This is a genomic window from Sulfurimonas aquatica (assembly GCF_017357825.1).
Taxonomy (GTDB): domain Bacteria; phylum Campylobacterota; class Campylobacteria; order Campylobacterales; family Sulfurimonadaceae; genus Sulfurimonas; species Sulfurimonas aquatica.
Genome location: NZ_CP046072.1, coordinates 1,753,237 through 1,772,872, shown reverse-complemented (window position 1 = coordinate 1,772,872; position 19,636 = coordinate 1,753,237). Strand labels below are relative to the sequence as shown.

The window sequence follows — 19,636 nt, the reverse complement described above, 5'->3', positions numbered from 1 at the left end:
TTACAGATGCAAAACAACTTTAAAAATATTTTAGAAGATTCATTAAAAAATATTTCTCTCATGGCGTTTGAGCAGAGTTATAGTTCAGTTGTAATAACAAGTGCAGATGTAGACAATCCTCTTGTTATATATGTAAACCCTGCATTTATAAAGCAGACTGGCTACTCATATGAAGAAGTAATAGGAAGAAACCCTAAAATGCTTCAGGGTGAAAATACTGATAGGGCAGTAATAGATAGACTTAAAAAAGCACTTCAAGAGAGAACTTTTTTTGAAGGAACTACGGTTAACTATAAAAAAGATGGCTCTGAATATTATGTTGAGTGGAATATCTCTCCTATTTTTGATGACAAGGGTGAGCTAAATTATTTTATCTCTTTTCAAACAGACATAACTTCTAAAGTAAAACTTACTCAAAAAAATGAAGAACTACTTTTACAGCAGAGTAAACTTGCTACCGTAGGTGAGCTTATGAATGCTATGGCTCATCAGTGGAAGCAGCCACTTAGTGTTATTCATGCACTTTCTCATAGGTTACTAAGAAAAATTGATAAAGATTTTAGGGTAGAAGATTTACAAACTACTCTTGAGACAATAGTAGAACAGACTACTTTTATGAATGAGACAATTAGTTCATTTCAAAACTTTCTTCGTCCCATTGATATTTATAATTCATTTGATATCAACAAGTCTATAGAAGAGACCTTAATCTTAATGCAAGATGAGTTAATGGGTAAGAGCATCTCTGTTGAGTTTTCATCTGTAGAAGATAGCTTAGAAGTAAATGGCAGTGAAAATGAGTTTAAGCAAGTTATACTTAATATACTCTCAAATGCTAGAGATGCATTTCTTATGCAAAATAAATCTATCAAGAGAAAAATAGATATAGAACTAAAGGTGAAGGACTCATTTATCAATATTGATATTATTGATAATGCAGGAGGAATAAAAATGTTTCCAATCGAGAAGATTTTTGAGAATAATGTCTCTTCTAAAGGTGCAAATGGAACAGGGATTGGTCTTTATATAGTTAAAAAAATCATTACTCGCTTAAAGGGCGAAATAAATGTCTCACTTGATGGAGATACTGGTACTAGATTTTCTATACTGCTTCCTTTAAAATAATTACTTGGCTAAAAGCAGAATCTAAGACTCCTGTTATTATAATAAAGTAATATGATAGAAACACTAATAAAAGGTTTGAATTGATAAATAATTTGTTTATGCCTGACTTTAAGTCAGATGATAATCGTCTCAATAGAATTTACATCATTGTGAATGTTTTTCTAATTTTCGGTTCAGTTATATTTGCATTTTTTTCTAGTTTTAACTATTTTATCCTTGAGAAGTTTAATGTTTCTCTGCTAAATATAATAACTGCAGTTTTAATGTTTTTTCTTCTTCTTGATTTACGATTAAATAGAGCTATACATAGAAGTGTTAACATACTAGTTCTCATTCTTTTTATATTTTTTCTCTCTTTTATTTACTTAAACAAAAATGAGCAGTTTGGGCTTGTCTGGGCTCACTTCTTTCCTGTTGTAAGTATAATTTTACTTGGCGTTAAGAGGGGTGCTATAGTGAGTACTCTTTATTTCGTTTTAATGTTTACTCTTGCATATAAGGGTATAGGTATATGGGAACATGGTGAATGGAGTAGTGTCTCATTTTGGAGATTGGCAATATCATCTATTGTACTGTTTATCATGATCGCAACTCTTGAAATTGCACTTGAAAATTCAAATAAAAAATTAGAGGTTTTATCAAATATAGATCCACTTACGAAGTTATATAATCGACGAAAAATAAATGAGATCCTTGATAAAGAGATCTACAAAGCTAAGAGATACAAAACAAAACTCTCATTAATTTTATTTGATATTGATGATTTTAAAAAGATAAATGACTGGTTAGGACACGAGAGTGGAGATAATGTCCTTAAAAAATTGTCACAGACAGTAAAAGATCAACTACGCGATACAGATAGCATAGCAAGATGGGGTGGAGAAGAGTTTCTCATAGTAACTCCAATGACAGATATAAAAGAGTGCGCTTTAACTGCTGAGAAGTTAAGAGCTACTGTTGAATCTATTAATTGTAAGCATGGCATAAAACTAAGCTGTAGTTTTGGTGTAAGTGAGTTTGATAGCATCAATGACTCTGTAGAATCATTGATAAAGAGAGCGGATTTAGCGATGTATGATGCAAAATCAAAAGGTAAAAACTGTGTCTCTTTTAAATAGTTTAGTTATTTAAATTTTAAAGATCTGGAAAGAGACTGTTTATAACTACCTTATAATCTTCATTATGTTTTTGAGTATCATTTCCGGTAATGGTAAGAGTCTCATGCTCTTCGTCAAATATAAATGTTTGCTCTTTACTTTTAAAGGCATTTACAAATTCAATATCGTTTATCTCATATAGAGAAACATTGATATCACTACTGCTAAGAATATTGAAGTTGATTCTTGTAGGTTCTGCAAACTTTCTACTCTCACCCACATAGTATGCTGTTCCATATAGATTTTTATAACTCATCGGGTCAGTAGGATCTATGTCGTTATGCTTTAAAAACTTGTTAATCTCTTCTTTGTTTTTTTCTTCTTTTGAGAGTGGCATCTTTATTCCTTAAAATTTTTGTAAATATTATTTCAAAGTAATTTTAACCATTTAATTATTAACAATTTAGCTCTATATATTGGTAGAATAATTTTTTAAGTTTTTTGAGAAAATTTTTTATCATGAAATTTATACCACTTACATCTCTTTTTATTTTTTATGGCATAAATATTATAAGTAAACTTTCTGCCACACTCTTGACACTCGAATGTAGCCCTGTTTTTTGCCTTATTGTATTGCACAAATAAGAAGTTTCCAACTTGATCACCTTTTTTATAGATAATCTTCTCATTTATTGCATAAGCATTCTCAGCAAGTAAAGCATCTTCTCGCTGTTTAACTAGCCAAGTAGGTTCTGCATCTTCTTCAAATTCATATTCCATTTAAGTCTCTTTAAGATGAATCGTACTTTTACTTATGGCTATTAAGTATTTTTGTAGAAATGCTTCTCTATCGTAAGTTATAGAGCCTAACTTCTTTTTATACTCCATATATGGATGTCCCATATTCCAAAAAGAGAAACCTTTTTCATCTAAATATTGGGCTAAAAGAACCATCTGCAGTGTTCCCGAATTATTGTGTTTTTTCTCTTTAGAACTAAAGCCACTTAAACTAGTGTAGACACTCCCTATGGAGTATCCAACCTCACCAGCGACTAGTTGATTTGTTTCATTATCAATCAACTCTATGGAGTTAATGATAAAGTCATCTCTACTTGTTCTATCTCTGTCTAAACTCTTGAGCAGAGTAATATAGCTACCTCTTAGCCAATTATGTTCATGATGCAAGGATAATTGATCTAGTACATCATTAAATCTTGTGTTGATTCTAAGGGAGTAGTGTTGTTTATTTATAAGAGTTTTAACTTTTTTGGAAATATGAAGGTTTTCAAACTCAAGTACACCATACTCTAATTGTAACTAAGGCAACAGAACAAGAGAACCCTCATAATCATGCGAGACACAAATAAAGCCTCGTTTTGCTAAAGATATATAAAAATCAGCAGACCACTCATCACTCCAATAGTATGAGTGATCGGGTAGGCTTGCAATGAGATGAATAAAAGAGATGTCATCATCAATCACCTCAGGAGTTATTTTATATATCTGTTCTTGCATCTATTTATCTTTATGCTTTGCCAAAAGTTATACAGTTAAAATTAGCTGTTTAAGCTTCTGATCTTATTTTTCTTGTTTCTAAAAAGTAGCTATGCCCTAAATAGATGACATAAAAAACAGTAGCAAAAAAGACTACAAAAGGGATGAGAGATATAAGATAAAGACCTAGTGTTTTAAGCCTCAATGTAGTAGCATGAAAAAACTTAATCTGCATAGCTTCCTCTTTTGTACAGATAGTTGATGAGACATCATAAGTCATTACTTTATGAAAAAGGTAATAAAGAGGAAAGTTAAACGCGATAACGTTGACTAATGGAATGAAGTATAGAGGAATAAAAACTATAAACATTATGAGCATTACAGCTACCCAGCGAATTATCAAAAAGATAGACTCTATTACGTTTGAGTGACCAATCATCTCTACGTCTTGGTAGTGTCTAAAGTGCAACTCTTTAAGGATTATTGGCGTTAAGAATCCTATGATAATAAGTGCTACAAAGATAGAAAGATAAAGAGTTAAAAAACTCCCTATCGTATAGACTAAAAAGGTTGCTATCCAAGAAGTGATGGCATTACTCATCAAAAACTTTATAAGTGCAGTTCCCTCAAGCGACGCTGTAAAACTATCAGTATGAGGTATGCCATTTTCTATGGTAGTTTGAGAACTTTGAACATCCATAGAACCAAGTTGGTCAAGACCAACTCCAGCAACTACAAAAAAGAGCAGATACATAACAAGCATGCTTAAGATAAATGGCATGAGAGAGTACTTTATCATCTTACCTGTAAAGAGGTCTCTTAAACTAAGAGCGAGTGTACTGTTTTCGCTATTCATCTATATATTGTCTTCTATTAGTTTAAATACTTTATTCATGTCGTCTTCTTGCATCTTTCCAGATTTGTAAAAAAGAAGCTTTCCATCACTAGCAAAAAGAAGTATGTTTGACGCGTCATCAGCCAGTTCCCACTCTTTTACTAAAACGCTACTCTTGTCTTTTACATAAATCGTTCTTGGAAACTCCTCTTGTTTTCCTTTTAGAATTTTTTCTATAACAAAGTTTGGTTTCCACGTTGCGGCAAGATTTATAATTGCCATACTCCCAAAACGACTCTTGTCATACTCTTTTGCTTTAAGTGCTTGTGAAAAGTGCTCATTTACGTCTTTTTCATCTGGATCAACATAAAACATAACATATACTTTATCAGTAATGATGCTTGATGACCATACACTACCATCTTCTACAAGACCACCGTTATCATCAGATATCGATACTAACTTTGGCGTTTGACCTATGGTGACGGCATTTAGATTGAGTGAGATGAGACTCCCTAGTAGAAGTCCTGTAAGTACTTTGTTTAGTTTCATTGTTTGCTCCATATTTTTTGGTTGAGTTTTAACTCTTCGATGATGCCTATGGCAAGGTGTAAAGTTGAGACATACTCCATCGCTATTTTATACTTTAATAGTGAATGAAATATAGACGGCTCAAATAGATCTTTGTTATACTCTATAGCTATGTAGATGTTTCCACCTATGAAAGATACTCCAAGTGGATGACCAGAGCGTTTTTTAAATATAAGAAGTCTCTGCATAAGAGTGTGGGTTAATACATATCTTGCTTCTACTTGATCGTTAGAGTAAACAACAAACTCTTTTTCAAACTCGGGGTTATCCATTTTCACGAGCTCGTCTCTTGCAAAATTATTTGACTGTAACCAGTTACCGATAAGGTCTCCAAAAGTACTCTGTGCATTATCTGGAAGGACAATTGTCTCACCTTTAAAATGCTTATGAAAATCACTCACAATAAAAAGACCTTGAAAGATGGTATGCCAGCTCTTATTTTTAGAGTTTTTACTTCTGTATTCAGCATGAATGTCAGAAAACTCTATGTCTATACCATCTATAGTCCCTCGAACATAATCATTTCCCCTAAACCTATCAATATGCTTTTTATAGAGTTTTGATCGAGTGAAGGTATGTTCTCTTACGCAAAGTTCTGGTGTATAAGAGAGGTTCCTATCTATCTCTTTTATAAGAGGTTCGATTACACTATGTTTAAAATCTTTTGTATAATCTTTTATCAGCATTTTATATATAAACAGACCAATACCGATGTAGGCAAAAAGTAAAAAGACAATGATGTCAAAGTTGATGTGAGAGCTTAGAAATACTAAACTAAGAAGAACTACAATGAAGGTATAAAAAACTCCAACTTTAATGATTTTTTGACGAAGTTTTTTTCTATCTTCTTCTAGTGTCTCAAGTGTAGGAAAAAGTGTTTTATAGTAAAAATCAGTAAGCTCACTTGTTGTTTTCATAAGCTAGTTAAAGAGCTCTTTTACATCTACATTTGTTCTCTCACCTTCACTAATTACAAAGACCTCTTTTTCTCTGTAGTTCATAATGTTCGCCATAAAGTTTGTAGGTATCATCTCAATAGCGTTATTGTAATCCGTTACTGCCTGATTGTAAGCTCTTCTTGCTGCAGAGATCTGCTCTTCTACTTCATTTAAAGAGCTTTGAAGATGCATGACATTTTCATTTGCTTTGAGTTCAGGGTAGTTTTCAACTGCAATCATAATGGAGCCAAGAGCTGAAGTGACCTGTGCATCAAGAGCAATTTTTTGTTTATCACTAATATTTGGTTTATTTGCATCTGCGCGAAGTTTTGTAACCTCTTGTAAAATAGATTTTTCATGTTCCATATACTTACTTACTGAAGCAACAAGGTTTGGTATAAGGTCATAGCGTTTTTTAAGCTGTGTATCTACACTAGCAAAAATGTTATCGACTTGGTTTTTCTTGGCTACAAGCGAGTTGTACATAAGTACCAATATAATAGCTAATACGATGAGTATAATGAGTGGTGTTGACATATCTTGTCCTTTTTTCAATCTTAGATAGTTTATCTTTTTATTTTTTAATAGTAGTTTATTAAGCAGTTTTTTTCACTACTTAAGTAATAAAACAGTTATAATAAATAAAAAGGAATTATTTTGCATTTAGAATATGTTGGAAACAAACCAGTTATAAGTGTGAGAGGAGTTGACTTTAGTATAGGCAAGGAAGATAAATATGTATATATTCAAGCCGCAACACATATTTTGGCTTTTTTAGAAAAAATAGAGTCAGATACGAGTGCTACCATTACTACAAATAAAGAGCTTGATGAGCAGGAGACATTTGCTTTACTTAAAAGACTTCGACCAGATTTTGAAAAAGTTTATGACAAAAAAATTGATGCTTACAAAAAGAAAATAGAAGATGAACTTGATGATGTAGATGATCAGCAACATCTAAATGATATTGAAAAAGACGTACTTGAAAAAAACATAAGCTATATGAAAAAGTATAGACTTCAAAGGGCGACAAATAAGATAATTTATGAAGAGCTAGTAAATATTAGTGTAGAGATAATTATGAAAAAGCAGATATCAGAGATCTGTATGCCGTACTCTTTGGCTTTTGTTCATTTAGCAGAATCATTTTCTAGTTCAGTTACACTTATTAATGGCTCTGTCTTAGGGGATGTGTCAGTTATGGCTGACAAAGAGACTCCATATACAAAACTTACATTTAAAGGTTTAAGTTTTATTTAGAGTGATTTTTTGCACTTATGGCATTTGCAGCAACATATGCACTTGCCCATGCAAAGGCAAAGTTAAAGCCTCCACGCCGACCAACTACATCTAAAACTTCTCCACAAAAGTAGAGGTTTTTTCTCTTTTGCGATTCCATTGTTTTTGGATTGACCTCTAGTGTGTCAACTCCTCCTCCACTTACTTCTGCATGACGAAATCCATGTGTATCACTGATAGTAAAGCGCCAGTTTAGCATGGCGTTTGCTACTCTTTTAGCCATCTTTGTATGGATAGTATCTGCTTTAGTGGCGTTAGATATTTTTAGCTCTTCTAGTAAGCCATTTGCTATTTTTATGGGAATAAGTCCCACTAAAATGTCTAAAATGGTAAACTCGGGCATTAAAGAGGCTACGTTAAGTATGTGAGTAGAGAGTTTTTGCATATTAAAAGATGGAAGCAGGTTGACTGATATATCTACCACTTCATAATTTAATAGAGATTGACTTGCGCGCTGAGATATGTCAAGTATGGAAAATCCTGAAACACCATAGTTGGTAAAGAGAAGGTCGCCCGTAGAGCTGATATCTTTTTTATGATTTATAAGTAGGGTTACTTCTGCGTTTATCTTTGCTCCACTCATTTTATGAGCACAGTTAGAGTCTATGTGAAGTTGAACAAGCGATGGGTATGCTTTAATAACGTTATGCCCAAACTCTTTGGCAAACTCTTCTCCATCATTGTTACCACCAAGGTGAGAAGCCGCTCGTGAACCAGTTGCAACAACAACAGAATCATATTTGTTTAGTAGTTTATTAATATCATCTACTTTAGTGTCAAGTAAAATAGTGACTCCTAGAGTTTTTGCATAATCTTCTAAGAGTTTAGCCACTGATTTTGCTTCGTTACTAAGTGGATAGGCTCTACCATCTTCTTTTACGTCTAGTAAGAGTCCAAGTTCGCTCATCAGTTTAGAAAATTCTTTAAATCCAAACTCTTTTAACGCATACTCTACAAAAGATGGATTATCGCTAAAGTAGTCGTTTATGCCTAAGTTTCTATTTGTAATATTACAGCGGCCATTCCCTGAGACAAGAATTTTTTTTGCAGGTTTTGAGTTTTGCTCATATATTGTAACTTTGCAAGATGCTTTTGCACAGAGAATTGCACAAAGAAGACCAGATGCTCCAGCACCGATGATAGCTATGTTTTTCATAAAGTGACTATCTTCGCTCCAAAACCACCTAAGTGCTGTGGTGCATCTTCAAACTTTTTCACGCTTGGATGAGCAATGAGGAAGTTTTTAACTGCAAAAGAGAGCTTTCCTGTTCCTATACCATGATAGATGATAATCTCATCCCATCCATTTATAAGTGCGTTACTGATGAACTTATCAAGCTCATCACAAGCCTCATCCGCTCTCATACCGTGTAAATCACACTTGAGACCAGCTTTTTTCTCTACCTGAACTTTTACGTCTGTTTTTGGTTTTATCTTTTGAATCTGAGTATGTTTGAGATGTTTAGTCTTTACGCGTACACGCATACCGTCGACTTCTATAGTCGCGTCTTTTTCGCCCTTCATCGAGATGATAAGACCGCTTTGCGAGTGGTACTTGACACTGTCTCCAACTTTAAACTTTTCATGGCGTTTAATAAGCTCTTCTTTTTGAGGAGGAAGTTTTTTATTTGCCTTGTCCATAGCGCGATGAATAGCTTTGGTGTCACCAGCTTTTGCAGCAGATTTGGCTTCACTAATAGCTACATCGTAGCTGCGTTTAAGTGCCGCTTTTTGCTCTTCAAGCTCTTTAAGATTCTTTTCTCTTGTCTCTTTTATATGAAGCTCTTTGAGTCTTAGCTCTTCTAACTTGTCATCCACTTTTTTATGTTTTTGCTTGAGCTCACGTTCAAGCTGAGAACCGCGCTCTATCAGTAGAGAGAGCTTTTCCGAGTTGTCTCCATAAACCGCTTTAGCCTCTTTAACGATGGCGTTGTTTATGCCATAACGACTAGCAGTCTCAAATGCATAACTCTTACCAATGATGCCTTGCATAAACTCATAAGTAGGCTTACGTTGTTCTTCATCATAGATGGCAGCCATAAGCTCAACGTCGTCACGATCTGCCATTAATGCGGCTAGGCGTTTATGGTGTGTGGTAACAACTACTTTTTGCCCGCGTTTAATTAAATCATCAAGTATAACTTTAAATAGAGCTGCTGCCTCATCACTGTCGGTTCCTAGTTCTATCTCATCAACACCTACAAGAGCTTTACTTTCTGAAAATATACGAGAAAACTCCTGCATACGTCCAGCAAAGGTTGAGATGTCATTTTTAACATTTTGTGGGTCGTCTATGATAGCAAGAACACTTTTAAAAGAGCCAATATGAGATTTATGCTCGTCAAGTTTCATCGGTATGATATACTTTGCCATAAATGCAGAAGCGAGTATAGACTTCAGTAACATGGTTTTACCACCGGCGTTTACACCCGTAATCATTAAGATGTTTTTAGTAAAATCTACTGTTATGGGTTTGGCATTATGCAGGGCAGGGTGCACAAATCCACTCAAAACTATTCTTGAGTCATTTTTACTCTTAACAAGCTGCATGTTTTTGCTTTTAGCAAAGAGAACCCTCGCTTGATAATTATCAAACTTTGTAAACTCTTTGTCTATGAAGTTTATAAAAGGTTGAAGTTCGGCGAGTTTCGCTGAGAACTCTTTGGCATACTCATAAAAGATGGCCTCTCTCTCTTGTTCTATAAAGCGAATCTGCTCTTTTGATTTTAAAATACTATCGGGTGAAACATAGAAAAAACCACCAGTAGAACGCCCAACTACCGCACCTTTTAGAACATGGTTAAAGCCACCACGAACTAAAAGACAATCTTCATTATTTATGAAATGCACTTGTGTATCTACAAGGTAGCCAGCAAGTTTTGAACTACTCATCATGCGTTTAAGTGCACCAGACATATTATTTCTATGTTCTTGGATTCTTGCACTCAAACCAAAGAGAGTTTCATCTAGATTCTCTTCAAATTTTCCATCATTGGTAAAATACTTCTCAACTTCAGTAAATTTAACATCAATGATAAACTTACTCATCCATTCACCAATAATGCCATCTAATTCACGATTTTTAAAGTACCTAAAATATCTTACAACTTTAACTATTTCAAAAATCTGCTCAAAATTCAAAACACCATGCTTCTTGAGATGATTTTTAATATTTGTAAAGTCCGATACTTTAGGAGGGGCTTTAAACTCTAGTTTGTCTAATGATTTAATATACTTGAAGTGAAGCTCTTGATCACCCTCTATATAGAGAGAGTGTTCACGAGAGAAGAAACTTTGAAACTGTTCTATGTGTTCGTTTAGATCGAGTTGATTTATTAGTAACTCGATTTTTGATCTGTTTGTATCTACTCGCAAGTTGAAGCGCTGATCATTTTATTGTAATTTGGAGTGTTTTCTTTACCGATAAATGTGTATGTACCTACACTGAGTGTATAGTTTGTTTTATTTATGTCAACGCCATCACATTGTATAGTTTTGTTTTGATCAAATCTAAGTGTAGCATCCATCATTTTTTCATTTTGACTTTGACTATACTCATTATACATGACTATAATAGCTAATATAGAGAGAACAATTATAGTTACATTTATCTTTTCCATATGATTAAGTTCTGTAAAATAGTGTAGCGCTAAAAAGAAAAGTGCTATAACTACAAGACCTGCGATATAAGTCATTAAGCGGTACCTCTTATTTGATATGTAATGTCACCTGCACCAAAGCCTATGATAAGGCCACGGTCAAGTGTTTCAAGATTTTTTTCATCTTTTACTACAGTGATGGTATTATTGGCTCTTGTAATTTTATCCGCCATAGTAAGATTGTATTGTTTAAACTTGTCTTCAAAGTTAATGTCACGCACAGCTTCGCCTGCAGCCCATACAGGAAGTATGATAAGTTCGCCAGCACCTTCGAAGCACTGTATAAACGCATCAAGGTTATCAATGGTACGAGAGTACTTATGCGGTTGCCAAATTGCTGTGATTTTATCAAAACCTTTAAGCATTGCATACTCTTTGACAGATTCAAATGTTGCTTTTATCTCTGTAGGATGATGTCCATAATCATCGATAATAACACTATCTTTTTCAAAGCCTACAATGTCAAAGCGCTTTTTGATGCCTTTAAATGATAATAGATTCTCTCTTATATCTTCAATATCCATAGACTCTTTTGCAGCAAGTATAGCTAGAGCCGCGTCAAGAGCGATATGTTTACCAAAACCCCAAACAGCAAATGTGCCATACTCGCGAAATCTAAATCTTGTGTGTGGTTCATTATTGATAAGTACGTACTCTAGCTCAGTTATATCTACTGAAGGGTAAAGCCACTCGGCATTTACTTCATCTTTAAGGGTTGCTAAAAATGGATCTTCCGCGTTTAAAACTTTTAACTTTGCTGATTTTATAAATGTTTTGTATGAGTCATAAAATCTCTCATGATTATAATCATAGTACTCCATATGCTCAGGTTCCGCATTTATAACAAGAGCACAGTAAGGGTTTGAGTTAACAAAGCTTCCATCACTCTCATCTGCTTCAAAAAGCATAACATCCGTAGTTTCATCATAGCGGACGTTTGAACCGAATGCTTTTGATTCAGCTCCTATGATTGCTGAGCCATTCATTATAGAAGTTAAAATAGCCGTGGTAGTACTTTTACCATGAGCACCTGCAACTGAGTAAACTTTTTTATCGTCTAGAATTTTTAGTAGTGCTTCACGACGAGCAAGAACTTCAATTCCTTTTGCTTTTGCCGCTACGATTTCTGGATTTGTAGGAGAGATAATAGCAGAATGGACTACTAGGTCATGGTTAGTAATAGCATCACTTGAGTGAGGAACAGTGACTTTAATACCTAATAGACGAAGCTTTTGTGTGATAATGGTATCTTTAATATCCGATCCACTTACTTCATGACCTTTAAAATGCATATATTGTGCAAGACCAGAAATCCCAATCCCACCAATTCCAATAAAGTGTATTTTCATTAAGCTATTCTCCCTTTGTTTGGGAATTATCTAGCAATTCCTGTGCCTCTTTTTGAAATTCTGAAATATAAAAAGTGCCCATTTTTTCTGTCTCATCTAGGTCTGCTATTTTAGAGAGAAAGTTGTCTAGACTAAGATTTTCTGTAGCTGCCGCCCAATGTAATTTAAGTGATGAAGAGAACTTGGCATCATTTGTTAGACCACTGAGGACTTCAAAAAGTGCAGCTGCGTCTTTGTCATCACCAGCACTGTAGTGCTCCATCGCATACTCATATAGTGCTCTAGTTGTTGCAAAGTCTTGAACCTCTTTCATATCCATTTTACGGTGTGACTCCAGAGTATCAGTTAATTTTTCAAGTGCTAAATCTAAGATATATGCATAAAAACCATTAAGTGTATCTTCATCAAATACTTCATACACTTCTTGTTCTAAAACATATAGGGATGCTATGTCTGAAGCTGTCTGAGCCTCTAGTACTGCTGTTTTTAGCTCTTCTTCACTTCTAGCCATTTAAACACTCCTTGATTCTTGTTAACGCATCTTTTGTTTTGAGTTCACTTTCGACTAAAGCAATTCTTACAAATCCTACACCCGGATTTTCTTGAGATGCACTTTGGCGTGCTAAAAACTCACCAGGAAGTACTTTAACATTGTAAAGTTCATAGAGTTTTTTTGTAAACTCTAACGCATCATTCACTTTTAACCAAAGATAAAAAGTAGCATTTGGTATCTCTGTGCCTAATATCTCTTTAGCAAGTTGGAAGTTTCTTTTATAGACCTCTCTTGAAGCTGCAACGTGAGCTTCATCACTCCAAGCTTCAGCTGCTGCACTTTGGAGCGGCAGAGGAGATGCACAACCAACATAGGTCCTATATTTCATATACTCAGCAAGTATCTCTTCATCCCCTGCAATAAATCCTGAACGTAGACCTGGAGCGGAAGAACGCTTAGAGATAGAGTTTATAACTATAGTATTTTTAAAAGTAGTGTTGCCAACATAAGTAGCAGCTTCTAAGAGTGAAGGAATAGGCTCATTTGTATAGATTTCACTGTAGCACTCATCATTTAAAAGTACAAAGTCATACTTAAGTGCAAGTTTCACCCATTCTCCAAGCTCCTCAATAGAGAGTGTTGATGACGTTGGATTATTTGGAGAATTTAATATTACTAAATCACAACTGCTTAATTCATCTTCATCTATTAGAGGTTTAAAATTGTTCTCTTGAGTAAGGTTTAGATGTATAACTTTTGAACGAGTTGCAATAGCAGCACCTTCGTAGATTTGATAAAAAGGATTTGGATATGCCATTACTGGATTTTTTTTGTCAAAAAGTAAAAATTGAGGAAAGTTAAACAGTACTTCTCTTGTTCCAAATGTAGGGATAATCTGCTCATCACTCAAGTTAGTATTAAATCTTTTAGCAATGAAAGAAAGAATAGCTTCTCTTAAGTACTCTTCCCCAGTTGTTTTTGGGTACTTTTTAAGAAGGGATGCATTTTTGGCTAAAGAATTTTGAATGAATTCTGGCGTTTCAAATTGAGGCTCACCAATAGTTAAAACTGATGGTTCATAATTTTTATTTGGTGTGATATTTTTAAGTAAATTGTTTAGTTTTTCAAATGGATATGGTTCAAAGTTCATGAGTTTTACCGTTAAGTTAAATTAATGGAATTATACCTAAAAATACTTATTTTAGTATTTACTAGTCTTATATTTAATGTGAGAAATTTTAAAACTACAGTATAATTATCCAAATTATAATATTAGGATTTAAAATGAAATTAGTATTGTCGGTAGTGATATCAATTTTTATACTTGGATGTAGTGAAGAAAAATCGACTTCACTAGAAAAAGAAGTAGTTAATACGAGTACTCAAATATCTAAAGTTCTGAATGAAAAGCCAAAAGAACTGATAGAACAAACAAAAGAAGTTACTAAAGACGTAGTAGAAAATATAAGTGAAAAAGTGAAGGAAAATCTAGATGAAGTAACTAAGGAAACAACTCTAAAAGTAATAGAAAAGGCTCCTGAAAAACTTAAAAAACCTGCAGTTGAAGTTGAAAAAGTTCAAGTAGAAGTAGTCAAAGAAGAGATAAGAATAGTAAATAAGAGCACTGTCGATGGCTCAAAACTATTTTCAAAATGTACTTCATGTCATGGCTTAAATGCACAGAAAAAAGCACTAGGAAAATCTCAAGTTATTCAAGGTTGGAGTAGTGAAAAGTTAAAATTAGCTATTAATGGCTATAAAGACGGAAGTTATGGCGGAGCTATGAAAGGTGTCATGAAATCATATGCATCAGCTTTAAATGAAGAAGAAGTAGAAGCAATATCTAAGTATATTTCAGAGTTAAAGTAGTTTATACTTTTCTTTGATTTTATATATCAATCTGAAGATTTGATATATTTTTTAACTTATCAAGATACAATTAGAAGAATAAATGTAATACTAAAAGAGAGAATATGAATATAATAGTAAATGGTCAAGATAAAGATTTTCCACTAGGAACTACAATCCTTCAACTACTTCAAGCATTGTCATTAGAGGGAAAGGTGATGGCTGCAGCTGTAAATATGGATATTGTTAAGCAAGATACTTGGTCTAAGCATGAGCTTAATGATGGTGATAAGTTAGAACTGCTTGATTTTGTTGGTGGCGGATGATTTTATAGTCTCTAGAGCTACCACACCTATGGCATACTCTCCATCGTGAGTGATTGATATGCTTACGTCTACAATGCCAAACTTCTCAATTACTTTTGATGATAGAGCAAGTTTAGGCGCTCCCAAGTCCGTTTTATAGATACGAATGTCATGAAATGAGCAATCTCTCCCGATTCCAGTCCCAATAGCTTTTGAAAGAGCCTCTTTTATAGCCCAAAATCCAGCAGCAGTTTTATAGTTTTTTACAAGTGAGATTTCATCGGAAGATAAAAATTTAAGAAGTCCCTTCTCACCAAATCGCTCCATTAAGCGATTCATACGAGAAGTTTTTATGAGGTCAATGCCTATCATATTTACTGAATAACAAACTCAGTAAAATAGATACCTTGTATAGTTCCATCTTTAATCATAGCGTTAAGTGTGTCCATGATTTGTTGAGAAACTTTTTGTTTTCCTTTTTTAGATGATATCTCTTCAAGAGTTTTTGAAGTTAATATTCTAATAATTCTGTCTCTAAGAACTGGTGATTTTGCGTCTAACTCAAGACTTAACTCTTCACCTTCAAGCTCAAGTGAAAGAGTGACTTTTAGGTATCTTCTACCCGCATCACTTTTAAGGTTTACAGTAAAAGTATCTAGTGGATAAAGAATTCCTATGTCACTGAGTTGTCTCATATCATCATAAGAATCAGTTGAACTGTTCATAACTCTTTTTTTAGGAGCACTTCTCTCTTTCTTTTGGGGAGTGTTATCTACAGGCTCTGCATCATCACCCATGAGTAAGAATCCAACTACTGCACCAATAATAATTATTAGAAATAAAACAACGATGATTATTATCATCAGCATGTTTGATTTTTTCTCTGCTGGTGCAGCACTCTCTTCTGTTGTCTCTTCTTCAGCCATTTTTGTACTTCCTTGAAGTTGTATTTTTGTTAGTATATCAAAATTTATGAAAATAATAAATTGTAATTTAGTTTGTTAACTCTTTAAGTCGTAAAATTAATACCATTCTAAAAGTTTTGTTACTTCATCCACAACAAAAGTCTTTATTGTACTTTTTTCTAATGGTTTTTTTGCGACTAAAGCTTTAGTTATATTTTGCATAGAGGCTTCTTTTAATCTTGTATCAAGTGCATAAACCTCTCTTACATCACCGACAAGTGAAACTTCACCTATAAATATCGTCTCTTTGGAGATTGCTCTATCTCTAAAACTACTAATGATAGCTGCAAGTATTGCTAGGTCTGCAGCTGTTTCAGTGATTTTTATTCCACCTGTTATGTTTATAAATACGTCATAACCAGAAAGAGGTATCTCGAGTTTACGCTCTAGTAGAGCTAAGAGCATATTTAGTCTATTGTTGTCAAATCCCGTAGCTTGGCGTTTAGAGTTACTCGTATGCGATTCTGAGACAAGTGCTTGGACTTCAAGGATGATAGGACGAGAACCTTCCATGACTACAGTAAGAGCTGAGCCACTCTGTTGCGAGTCACGGTTAAAGAAGCGCGATGCGATGTCTGTGGCAGAGACTAAGCCTTCAGCTCTCATCTCAAAAACACCTATTTCGCTTGTCGTCCCAAAGCGATTTTTAAACCCTCTTAGTATTCTTAACTCTTGAGATGAATCACCTTCAAAATAGAGCACAGTGTCAACCATGTGTTCAAGTACTCTAGGCCCAGCAATAGAGCCCTCTTTAGTGATATGACCAATGATAAATATAGCGATATCTTTCTCTTTAGCTATGCGCATAAGTTCAAAAGTTATCTGTCTGACCTGCGTTACCGATCCAGGGGCTGAGGCTATGTTTTCTGAGTAGATTGTTTGAATAGAGTCAATGATAATGAATTCATACTCTCTATGTTCAAGTTCAACGAGAATTTGCTCAAGACGAATCTCACTTAAGAGGTATAGTTTATCTTCATTTGATTTTAGTCTGTTAGCGCGAAGTTTTATCTGCCCAGCTGACTCTTCCCCTGTGACATAGAGCACATTTTTGCCTAAAGAGGCTATGTTTGAGCCAACCTTTAAGAGTAGGGTAGACTTTCCTACGCCGGGACTTCCACCTATGAGAGTAAGTGAGCCTGGAACTACTCCACCACCTAAAACGCTATCAAGTTCAGGGTCTAGTGATGTAAACCTATAAACCTCTTCTTCATGAATCTCATTTATACTTAAGGCTTTTGAACCAGCTGATGCAGAGGATTTAGTCTGTTTTACTACCTCTTGTTGATGCTCACTCAGTTCAACAAATGAGTCCCAAGCACCACAGTTTGTACATTTCCCCATCCATTTTGGTGTTGTAAGTCCACAATGCTGACACTCAAATAGTATTTTTTTCTTAGCCATAAATATTGCCTTATTTAAATTCTAGAGTATTTTAGTGTAAAAAGAGTTTGAGGAGTTTAAATATGACAAAGCGTCATATTTGAAAGATATTAGTCTGATTCTTCTTCTACAAAGATTGCGTCAAGTAAGCCATCAACAAACTCATACTTGTCAAATGGCGTTAAGTCTTCTGGTTGCTCTCCCGTTCCTACATATATGATGGGGAGTTCAAGTGCATACGCGATACTAAAAATACTTCCACCTTTTGCAGTTCCATCAAGTTTTGTAATGATTATGCCATCTATACCTATCATCTCATTAAAGGCTTTTGCTTGAGCAATAGCGGAGTTACCTTGTGTCCCGTCTATAATTAATACAGTTCTATGAGGTGAGCCAGGATGTGCTTTATCACAGATGCGATTGATTTTAATGAGTTCGTTTGCAAGGTTTGTTTGTGTGTGAAGTCTTCCAGCAGTATCAATGATTACATTATCATACCCTTTGCTTTTTGCAGAGTCTATCGTGTCATATGCAACGGCTGAACTATCATGACCTTGTTTAGAAGCTATGATGGGGATGTCAAGTATTTTTGCCCAAAGGGTAAGTTGCTCAATCGCTGCAGCGCGAAAAGTGTCTCCGGCTCCCAAAACAACGGACTTACCTTCACTTTTGTACTTGTTTGCAAGTTTTGAAATGGTAGTCGTTTTTCCTGCACCGTTAACTCCTACTATCAGTTCAACAAAAGGGGCTGTAAATTCTGGCTCTTTGTAAGTAGTGTAGGCAAGTGTCGCAAGAAGTTTAGAACGTAGTATTTCTCTTGTTACTTTATCTTGATATATTTCATTGATGATAATTTCAACTAAATCGTACTCTACATCAGCTTCTAGTAAAATATTTTCTAATTCATCTTTTGTAAATGTGACTTTTTTCTTTGGAGCTACCGTTTTGATAGCTTCAACGGTTTTATTAAGGGATTTCTTTATAAAACCAAACATCTATTTTCCCAGAGCTTTTTTAATATCACTCTCAATGAACTCCTCTTCTGTAGCTCCTTGATAATAGTTTACGAGTTTTGCATCTTTATACATAGCCATAAGAGGGATTCCAAAACTTCTACCAACTTTCAACTCTGTTGCTACACTTTCAATTAGACGACGGTTCTCAGAGGAGTTTACAAGTACATAATTAGCATCATAATTCTTTCTAAACTCTTGCAATTTTTCATTTGGAATGCCATCTTCTATGGTTAGGCCTAATATTAAAAGATTATCTTTATATTTATTTTGTAATGAAGTAAGATGAGACGCTTCTGCTTTACACGGTGGACACCATGTTGCAAATATATCTAAGATGATAACCTTACCTTTTGCTCCATCAACTACATAACCATTTGCTTCTTTTTTGACAACGTACTGCTTGTTATCAAGACCTGTAAGTACATACTCATTAGTTGATAGTATCGTATTTGCTTCTTCTTCAACAACTTCTTTTTCTTTTGTACATGAACTAAAGAGTAATGAGAGAGATATGAGAGCGGATAAAATTGAAATTTTTGACATAAGTTGAGACCTTTGTGTTAATTATTTTATTTTATTTGTGTAAAATGAGAAAAGTCAGTGTACGTCAAACAAAAAACAGATAGTTTGTAAATATCGCTGAAATTATATCCATAAAGATTTAACATGAGTATGACCAAGAGTAAATTTAGAGAAATATCTTTAAAAAAAATTAGAAATTCTTCTAAACATAATAAACTATATAAAACCTCTTTAATGAATAAAAAATTATTAAAAGCTCTTAAAACAAAGAGAAACAGGAAGATTCTTTTTTATTATCCACTGGCATTTGAGGTCAATATTTTGAAGATTTTAAACTACCTAAGAAAAAGAAATGAGATTTATATTCCGTTTATGGAAGGCGAAAGTTTTAAGATGGTACCATTTAGATTACCACTTAAAAAAAAGAAATTTAACATTTTTGAAGCTGGTAATACAAATAGAAATATAAATAAAATTGATATAGCTATAGTTCCAACGGTTGGTGTTGATGGTAATTTACAAAGAGTTGGTTTTGGAAAAGGGATGTATGACCGTTTCTTTGATAAATTGAAAAAGAGACCATATATAATTTTTACACAACTAGAATTTTGTTACACAAAAGAACATATTTGCGACGACTATGATGTTGCTTGTGATTTACTTCTAACGCCAAGTAAAACTATTACTAAAGTTATAAGAGAAAAAAATAGGAAATAA

Annotated in this window: 24 protein-coding genes and 1 pseudogene; 6 read left to right on the top strand and 19 right to left on the bottom strand. The window is 34.1% G+C overall.

Annotated elements, in window-relative coordinates; genetic code table 11:
- Positions 1-6 precede the first annotated feature (6 nt).
- Positions 7-1,125 carry a sensor histidine kinase gene (locus GJV85_RS08425; protein WP_207560948.1) on the top strand — a complete coding sequence of 373 codons (1,119 nt, stop codon included), beginning with the start codon at positions 7-9 and terminating at the stop codon, positions 1,123-1,125.
- An 80-nt stretch (positions 1,126-1,205) separates the two neighbouring features.
- The gene (locus GJV85_RS08420; protein WP_207560947.1) at positions 1,206-2,243 is read left to right on the top strand and encodes a GGDEF domain-containing protein; all 1,038 of its coding nucleotides are present in this window, start codon (positions 1,206-1,208) and stop codon (positions 2,241-2,243) included.
- Positions 2,244-2,259: 16 nt separating this feature from the next.
- Here GJV85_RS08420 and GJV85_RS08415 read toward each other — a convergent pair whose 3' ends face one another.
- The 8 genes and pseudogenes from GJV85_RS08415 to GJV85_RS08385 all read right to left on the bottom strand — a co-directional run bounded on the left by GJV85_RS08415 (position 2,260) and on the right by GJV85_RS08385 (position 6,617).
- Positions 2,260-2,619, bottom strand: a complete 360-nt coding sequence (locus GJV85_RS08415) for a hypothetical protein (protein ID WP_207560946.1) — start codon at positions 2,617-2,619, stop codon at positions 2,260-2,262.
- Positions 2,620-2,714: 95 nt separating this feature from the next.
- Positions 2,715-3,002, bottom strand: a complete 288-nt coding sequence (locus tag GJV85_RS08410; protein WP_207560945.1) for a hypothetical protein — start codon at positions 3,000-3,002, stop codon at positions 2,715-2,717.
- Positions 3,003-3,509, bottom strand: a pseudogene (locus GJV85_RS13700) (hypothetical protein); the annotation flags it as partial.
- Between the two features lie 30 nt (positions 3,510-3,539).
- Complete coding sequence (locus GJV85_RS13695) at positions 3,540-3,737, bottom strand: hypothetical protein (protein ID WP_242689775.1); 198 nt, start codon at positions 3,735-3,737, stop codon at positions 3,540-3,542.
- A gap of 49 nt (positions 3,738-3,786) precedes the next feature.
- Positions 3,787-4,572 carry an EI24 domain-containing protein gene (locus tag GJV85_RS08400; protein WP_207560944.1) on the bottom strand — a complete coding sequence of 262 codons (786 nt, stop codon included), beginning with the start codon at positions 4,570-4,572 and terminating at the stop codon, positions 3,787-3,789.
- Positions 4,573-5,103: a YtfJ family protein gene (locus GJV85_RS08395; RefSeq protein ID WP_207560943.1), complete on the bottom strand. Its 531-nt coding sequence runs from the start codon at positions 5,101-5,103 to the stop codon at positions 4,573-4,575.
- Positions 5,100-6,059 carry a DUF3137 domain-containing protein gene (locus GJV85_RS08390; RefSeq protein WP_207560942.1) on the bottom strand — a complete coding sequence of 320 codons (960 nt, stop codon included), beginning with the start codon at positions 6,057-6,059 and terminating at the stop codon, positions 5,100-5,102. The genes GJV85_RS08395 and GJV85_RS08390 overlap by 4 nt, the downstream gene beginning before the upstream one ends.
- A gap of 3 nt (positions 6,060-6,062) precedes the next feature.
- Entirely contained in the window at positions 6,063-6,617 is a 555-nt protein-coding gene (locus GJV85_RS08385; protein WP_207560941.1) for a LemA family protein, read from the bottom strand.
- A gap of 120 nt (positions 6,618-6,737) precedes the next feature.
- On the opposite strand from GJV85_RS08385, the gene GJV85_RS08380 reads away from it, so the two are divergent.
- Positions 6,738-7,340, top strand: a complete 603-nt coding sequence (locus tag GJV85_RS08380) for a hypothetical protein (RefSeq protein WP_207560940.1) — start codon at positions 6,738-6,740, stop codon at positions 7,338-7,340.
- Here the strand turns inward: GJV85_RS08380 and GJV85_RS08375 are convergent.
- From GJV85_RS08375 to GJV85_RS08350, 6 genes are read right to left on the bottom strand one after another with little or no spacing between them, the layout of a single operon-like run.
- Complete coding sequence (locus tag GJV85_RS08375) at positions 7,333-8,535, bottom strand: BaiN/RdsA family NAD(P)/FAD-dependent oxidoreductase (protein WP_207560939.1); 1,203 nt, start codon at positions 8,533-8,535, stop codon at positions 7,333-7,335. The genes GJV85_RS08380 and GJV85_RS08375 overlap by 8 nt on opposite strands.
- Complete coding sequence (locus tag GJV85_RS08370) at positions 8,532-10,727, bottom strand: endonuclease MutS2 (RefSeq protein WP_207563178.1); 2,196 nt, start codon at positions 10,725-10,727, stop codon at positions 8,532-8,534. Before GJV85_RS08370 ends, GJV85_RS08375 begins: the two co-directional genes overlap by 4 nt.
- 17 nt (positions 10,728-10,744) lie before the next feature.
- Positions 10,745-11,074, bottom strand: a complete 330-nt coding sequence (locus tag GJV85_RS08365; protein ID WP_207560938.1) for a hypothetical protein — start codon at positions 11,072-11,074, stop codon at positions 10,745-10,747.
- Positions 11,074-12,387 (bottom strand): UDP-N-acetylmuramate--L-alanine ligase, encoded by a 1,314-nt coding sequence (gene murC, locus GJV85_RS08360; protein WP_207560937.1) that lies wholly within the window; start codon positions 12,385-12,387, stop codon positions 11,074-11,076. Before murC ends, GJV85_RS08365 begins: the two co-directional genes overlap by 1 nt.
- A gap of 4 nt (positions 12,388-12,391) precedes the next feature.
- Positions 12,392-12,898, bottom strand: coding sequence for a hypothetical protein (locus GJV85_RS08355; RefSeq protein WP_207560936.1), 507 nt, complete (start codon positions 12,896-12,898; stop codon positions 12,392-12,394).
- Positions 12,891-14,030, bottom strand: a complete 1,140-nt coding sequence (locus GJV85_RS08350) for a succinyldiaminopimelate transaminase (RefSeq protein ID WP_207560935.1) — start codon at positions 14,028-14,030, stop codon at positions 12,891-12,893. Before GJV85_RS08350 ends, GJV85_RS08355 begins: the two co-directional genes overlap by 8 nt.
- A 134-nt stretch (positions 14,031-14,164) precedes the next feature.
- On the opposite strand from GJV85_RS08350, the gene GJV85_RS08345 reads away from it, so the two are divergent.
- Positions 14,165-14,749 (top strand): c-type cytochrome, encoded by a 585-nt coding sequence (locus GJV85_RS08345; protein WP_207560934.1) that lies wholly within the window; start codon positions 14,165-14,167, stop codon positions 14,747-14,749.
- A gap of 104 nt (positions 14,750-14,853) precedes the next feature.
- Positions 14,854-15,054 (top strand): sulfur carrier protein ThiS, encoded by a 201-nt coding sequence (gene thiS, locus GJV85_RS08340; RefSeq protein WP_207560933.1) that lies wholly within the window; start codon positions 14,854-14,856, stop codon positions 15,052-15,054.
- Here the strand turns inward: thiS and acpS are convergent.
- The 5 genes from acpS to GJV85_RS08315 all read right to left on the bottom strand — a co-directional run bounded on the left by acpS (position 15,022) and on the right by GJV85_RS08315 (position 18,940).
- Positions 15,022-15,405 (bottom strand): holo-ACP synthase, encoded by a 384-nt coding sequence (gene acpS / locus GJV85_RS08335; protein ID WP_207560932.1) that lies wholly within the window; start codon positions 15,403-15,405, stop codon positions 15,022-15,024. The genes thiS and acpS overlap by 33 nt on opposite strands.
- 2 nt (positions 15,406-15,407) lie before the next feature.
- Positions 15,408-15,959 carry a flagellar basal body-associated protein FliL gene (gene fliL, locus GJV85_RS08330; RefSeq protein ID WP_207560931.1) on the bottom strand — a complete coding sequence of 184 codons (552 nt, stop codon included), beginning with the start codon at positions 15,957-15,959 and terminating at the stop codon, positions 15,408-15,410.
- 96 nt (positions 15,960-16,055) lie between these two features.
- Positions 16,056-17,402 (bottom strand): DNA repair protein RadA, encoded by a 1,347-nt coding sequence (gene radA / locus GJV85_RS08325; protein WP_207560930.1) that lies wholly within the window; start codon positions 17,400-17,402, stop codon positions 16,056-16,058.
- Positions 17,403-17,491: 89 nt separating this feature from the next.
- Positions 17,492-18,376 (bottom strand): signal recognition particle-docking protein FtsY, encoded by an 885-nt coding sequence (gene ftsY / locus GJV85_RS08320; protein ID WP_207560929.1) that lies wholly within the window; start codon positions 18,374-18,376, stop codon positions 17,492-17,494.
- A complete protein-coding gene (locus tag GJV85_RS08315; protein ID WP_207560928.1) occupies positions 18,377-18,940 on the bottom strand; it encodes a TlpA family protein disulfide reductase in 564 nt (187 codons plus the stop codon).
- A gap of 123 nt (positions 18,941-19,063) precedes the next feature.
- Between GJV85_RS08315 and GJV85_RS08310 the strand changes: the two genes are divergently transcribed.
- The gene (locus GJV85_RS08310) at positions 19,064-19,636 is read left to right on the top strand and encodes a 5-formyltetrahydrofolate cyclo-ligase (RefSeq protein WP_207560927.1); all 573 of its coding nucleotides are present in this window, start codon (positions 19,064-19,066) and stop codon (positions 19,634-19,636) included.

What these genes read in the sequence shown, in the direction of transcription:
- GJV85_RS08425 (WP_207560948.1), top strand. Translation starts at nt 7, where the DNA reads ATGCAAAACAACTTTAAAAATATTTTAGAAGATTCATTAAAAAATATT.
- GJV85_RS08415 (WP_207560946.1), bottom strand. Translation starts at nt 2,619, where the DNA reads ATGCCACTCTCAAAAGAAGAAAAAAACAAAGAAGAGATTAACAAGTTT.
- GJV85_RS08410 (WP_207560945.1), bottom strand. Translation starts at nt 3,002, where the DNA reads ATGGAATATGAATTTGAAGAAGATGCAGAACCTACTTGGCTAGTTAAA.
- GJV85_RS13695 (WP_242689775.1), bottom strand. Translation starts at nt 3,737, where the DNA reads ATGCAAGAACAGATATATAAAATAACTCCTGAGGTGATTGATGATGAC.
- GJV85_RS08400 (WP_207560944.1), bottom strand. Translation starts at nt 4,572, where the DNA reads ATGAATAGCGAAAACAGTACACTCGCTCTTAGTTTAAGAGACCTCTTT.
- GJV85_RS08395 (WP_207560943.1), bottom strand. Translation starts at nt 5,103, where the DNA reads ATGAAACTAAACAAAGTACTTACAGGACTTCTACTAGGGAGTCTCATC.
- GJV85_RS08390 (WP_207560942.1), bottom strand. Translation starts at nt 6,059, where the DNA reads ATGAAAACAACAAGTGAGCTTACTGATTTTTACTATAAAACACTTTTT.
- GJV85_RS08385 (WP_207560941.1), bottom strand. Translation starts at nt 6,617, where the DNA reads ATGTCAACACCACTCATTATACTCATCGTATTAGCTATTATATTGGTA.
- GJV85_RS08375 (WP_207560939.1), bottom strand. Translation starts at nt 8,535, where the DNA reads ATGAAAAACATAGCTATCATCGGTGCTGGAGCATCTGGTCTTCTTTGT.
- GJV85_RS08365 (WP_207560938.1), bottom strand. Translation starts at nt 11,074, where the DNA reads ATGACTTATATCGCAGGTCTTGTAGTTATAGCACTTTTCTTTTTAGCG.
- murC (WP_207560937.1), bottom strand. Translation starts at nt 12,387, where the DNA reads ATGAAAATACACTTTATTGGAATTGGTGGGATTGGGATTTCTGGTCTT.
- GJV85_RS08355 (WP_207560936.1), bottom strand. Translation starts at nt 12,898, where the DNA reads ATGGCTAGAAGTGAAGAAGAGCTAAAAACAGCAGTACTAGAGGCTCAG.
- GJV85_RS08350 (WP_207560935.1), bottom strand. Translation starts at nt 14,030, where the DNA reads ATGAACTTTGAACCATATCCATTTGAAAAACTAAACAATTTACTTAAA.
- GJV85_RS08345 (WP_207560934.1), top strand. Translation starts at nt 14,165, where the DNA reads ATGAAATTAGTATTGTCGGTAGTGATATCAATTTTTATACTTGGATGT.
- thiS (WP_207560933.1), top strand. Translation starts at nt 14,854, where the DNA reads ATGAATATAATAGTAAATGGTCAAGATAAAGATTTTCCACTAGGAACT.
- acpS (WP_207560932.1), bottom strand. Translation starts at nt 15,405, where the DNA reads ATGATAGGCATTGACCTCATAAAAACTTCTCGTATGAATCGCTTAATG.
- fliL (WP_207560931.1), bottom strand. Translation starts at nt 15,959, where the DNA reads ATGGCTGAAGAAGAGACAACAGAAGAGAGTGCTGCACCAGCAGAGAAA.
- radA (WP_207560930.1), bottom strand. Translation starts at nt 17,402, where the DNA reads ATGGCTAAGAAAAAAATACTATTTGAGTGTCAGCATTGTGGACTTACA.
- ftsY (WP_207560929.1), bottom strand. Translation starts at nt 18,376, where the DNA reads ATGTTTGGTTTTATAAAGAAATCCCTTAATAAAACCGTTGAAGCTATC.
- GJV85_RS08315 (WP_207560928.1), bottom strand. Translation starts at nt 18,940, where the DNA reads ATGTCAAAAATTTCAATTTTATCCGCTCTCATATCTCTCTCATTACTC.
- GJV85_RS08310 (WP_207560927.1), top strand. Translation starts at nt 19,064, where the DNA reads ATGAGTATGACCAAGAGTAAATTTAGAGAAATATCTTTAAAAAAAATT.